3 protein-coding genes are annotated in these 3,306 nt (G+C 36.2%); all 3 read left to right on the forward strand.

What is annotated here, in order from left to right:
- The first annotated feature begins 178 nt into the window (after positions 1–178).
- Positions 179–895, forward strand: coding sequence for an SDR family oxidoreductase (locus ACY65O_RS14295; protein WP_462221535.1), 717 nt, complete (start codon positions 179–181; stop codon positions 893–895).
- Between the two features lie 141 nt (positions 896–1,036).
- Entirely contained in the window at positions 1,037–2,284 is a 1,248-nt protein-coding gene (locus ACY65O_RS14300) for a proline dehydrogenase family protein (protein ID WP_462221536.1), read from the forward strand.
- Positions 2,285–2,402: 118 nt separating this feature from the next.
- Positions 2,403–3,306: carbohydrate binding family 9 domain-containing protein (locus ACY65O_RS14305; protein ID WP_462221537.1), on the forward strand; the 904-nt coding region annotated here is incomplete at its 3' end.

Raw genomic sequence — 3,306 nt, forward strand, 5'->3', positions numbered from 1 at the left:
AATTTATATTTATTAAAAAACAGTGTTTCCTCTATTAAATAAATTTTATTGCCCGTAAGTATGGCAGGATGATTTTTAAAAAGCTGGTGTGGGAATATAAGCGTTACTGCCTTCATAATTATTTGAAAGGTTTAAACAAAATGAAAGCTGTTTTGTTTAGTTTTTCAAATACTTAATTATGGAAAGTTTAAAAGGAAAAAATATTTTATTAGTTGGTGCTACAGGGGGTATTGGATCTAAAACCGCTAAACTTCTTGCTAATAGTGGTGCCATACTATTTTTGGCTGGCAGAAATGAAAAAAAACTTGATCAGGTGGCGGAAGATTGCGGTATTGAAAAAGAAAGAACATTTGTTTTAGATATTTCTCAGCCAGCGGCGGTGAATGAACTGAAAGAAAAATATTTTCAGCAATTAGTTACTATAGATATTTTAATAAATGCCGCAGGCATCGGGATAATTAAAACGATGGATACGCTTGATGAGTCAGATTTTTTGCGTTCCTTAAATTATAATTTATATGCCCCTTTTTTATTGGTAAAAGCATTTTTACCTGCAATGAAAACAGTTAAAAAGGGGTTGATCATAAATATTCCCGGTGTGTTGGGTAAAGTGCCCATGGCTGGTGCAGCAGCATACAGTGCCAGCAAATATGGATTGGTAGGTATGATGCAAAGCATACGGGAAGAATTAAAAAGAACTGACATACGCATTACCAATTTATTTTTAGGCGGTGTTGATTCTCCTTTTTGGGATACGATTGATTTAAAAGTGCAACGGGATAAAATGGTGCAGGCCGAAGAAGCGGCAAAAGCAATTTGGTTTTTATGCCAGCAGCCGGCAAGTGGTGTGGTAAGTGAAATGGTACTGCAACCATTTAATCACCAGGCAATATAGGTCTGGTATCCTAAAGAGGAAGTTCAACTTTTTAAAAATGAGTTTTATTTTTTGGCCAGGCAGCATTTCAGAATTCAAATGTATTGTTTTATTTGGCAGTTCGTTTTCAATATTCGAATTTCGAACATTGAATTATAAATTATGAACGGACAAAATAATAGCATCTCTTTCGAAAATACAGCAATTGCCTTTGCACATAAAAATAATGGCGAACTTAAAAAAGCGCATTTCCTTTTCTCCTCAATGGGCAAGCCATGGCTGGTAAATTTGGGTTTAAAAATTACGCCTGTAGCTATTAAACTCCATTTGCCCTTTACAAAAACGGTTATCCGCAAAACAATTTTTCAGCAATTTGTTGGCGGAGAAACTTTGGAAGAAACTGCAAAAGTGGCTGATAAATTAGAAGAATATAATGTAAAAGTAATTTTAGATTATGGCGTAGAAGGAAAAGATGGCGAAGAAAATTTCGACCATGCCCGTGATGAATTTATCAAAGTGATTAACTATGCAGCCACACAAGCCAACATTCCTTTCATCAGTATTAAAGTAACAGGATTTGCAAGATTTGCTTTATTAGAAAAAATAGATGCTGTTATGAATACGGCAAGCGGTACACTTATGAAACGTTATTTAAATGCCATTGAAAATTTATCTGCAGCAGAAAGAGAAGAATGGCACCGGGTGCGATTAAGAATGCTGCATGTATGTGAAGAGGCCTGTAAAAAAAATATTGGCGTATTGATAGATGCAGAGGAAACATGGATACAGGATCCTGTGGACGCAGTTACTATTTTAATGATGGATACGTTTAATAAAAACCGTGCAGTTGTTTTTAATACCCTTCAACTTTACCGGCACGACAGGTTGCAATTTTTAAAAGATTCTTATACTGCTGCCCGGGAAAGAAATTTTATTTTAGGTGCAAAATTAGTAAGAGGCGCTTATATGGATAAAGAGAGGGTCCGTGCTGCCGCTATGAATTATTCATCCCCCATACAACCCAACAAAGATGCCTGCGACAATGATTATAATGAAGCGGTAGCATTTTGTATTGACCATCTCGATAAAATTTTTGTAATTGTTGCATCGCATAACGAACACAGTAATTTATATACTACTCAATTGTTGGATAAAAAAGAATTGCCACATAATCATCCGCATGTGCACTTTTCGCAATTGTACGGTATGAGCGATAATATTACTTTCAATCTTGCAAAGTCGGGTTGTTCAGTTAGTAAATACTTACCCTTTGGCCCGATAAAAGATGTAATTCCTTATTTAATGCGCCGGGCTCAGGAAAACAGTTCAGTTGCTGGCCAAACAGGGCGTGAGCTTAATTTAATTACTAAAGAAATTGAAAGGCGTAGTAATTCTACTATACAGGCTTAGTATAAATACGATTTGTTTAAAACAAGCTATTAATGGTTTACCTTTGATTTGAAAACTAACTGTAACTAATTTGCGATTAATATTAACTCTCTGCTTAAGTTTTTTGCTATCTGTACTAATGGCACAGGTAAAAAGTTTACCTGCTGTAAAAATTACCCAATCTATAAAAATTGACGGAGAGCTTAATGACGAAGCCTGGAAAAATGTAAGTGCTGTTGGAGATTTTATCACATTCTTTCCTGAAGCTGGCAAACCATCACACCGTAAAACTTCTATTAAAATAACTTATGATAATGAGGCAGTTTATGTTGGGGCATACCTTTATGATAATCCCGAAAATATACGTAAGCAGGTAACCGCAAGAGATGTATTGAGAGATGTGGATTATGTAACTGTAGGTTTTGATACTTATCATGACAGACAAAATGCTTTTATTTTCATTGTTTCTGCTGCAGGTGTACAGGCCGATGCAAAAGAATCTAATGGTGGTGTGGGACCTACAGGATTCGACAGGACCTGGAATGCTGTATGGGAGAGTAATGTAAGTATTAAAAAAGATGGATGGGTTGCGGAAATGAAAATTCCTTTTAGCGCTATAAGATTTAGTAAAAGTAAAGAACAGGATTGGGGTTTAAATTTTGCCCGATTCACACGTAAAGAAAATGAAAACAGTATCTGGAGCCCTCAGGATCCTAAAATAAATGGTGATGTTAACCAATGGGGGAACTGGGTGGGGTTAAAAAATATCAGCCCGCCATTCCGTTTATCTTTTTTACCCTATGTTTCTGGCGGTGTTAGGGTTTCGCCTACTGCAAAAGGTACGGTAACCGAAGTGATAAAAAGTGGTGGCATGGATGTTAAGTATGGCATTAACGAAAGCTTTACATTAGACATGACATTGATACCGGATTTTGCACAGGTGCAAAGCGACAATGTGTATTTAAATCTCTCTCAGTTTGAAGTAAAGTTTGAAGACTACCGTCCATTTTTTACAGAAGGCACCGAGCTGTTTAACAAAGCAG

Origin of the sequence: Ferruginibacter sp. (assembly GCF_031430955.1) — a bacterium.
Classification (GTDB): Bacteria; Bacteroidota; Bacteroidia; order Chitinophagales; family Chitinophagaceae; genus Ferruginibacter.

Excerpts from the sequence above, each read along its gene's own strand:
- ACY65O_RS14295 (WP_462221535.1), top strand. The coding sequence starts at position 179 with ATGGAAAGTTTAAAAGGAAAAAATATTTTATTAGTTGGTGCTACAGGG.
- ACY65O_RS14300 (WP_462221536.1), top strand. The coding sequence starts at position 1,037 with ATGAACGGACAAAATAATAGCATCTCTTTCGAAAATACAGCAATTGCC.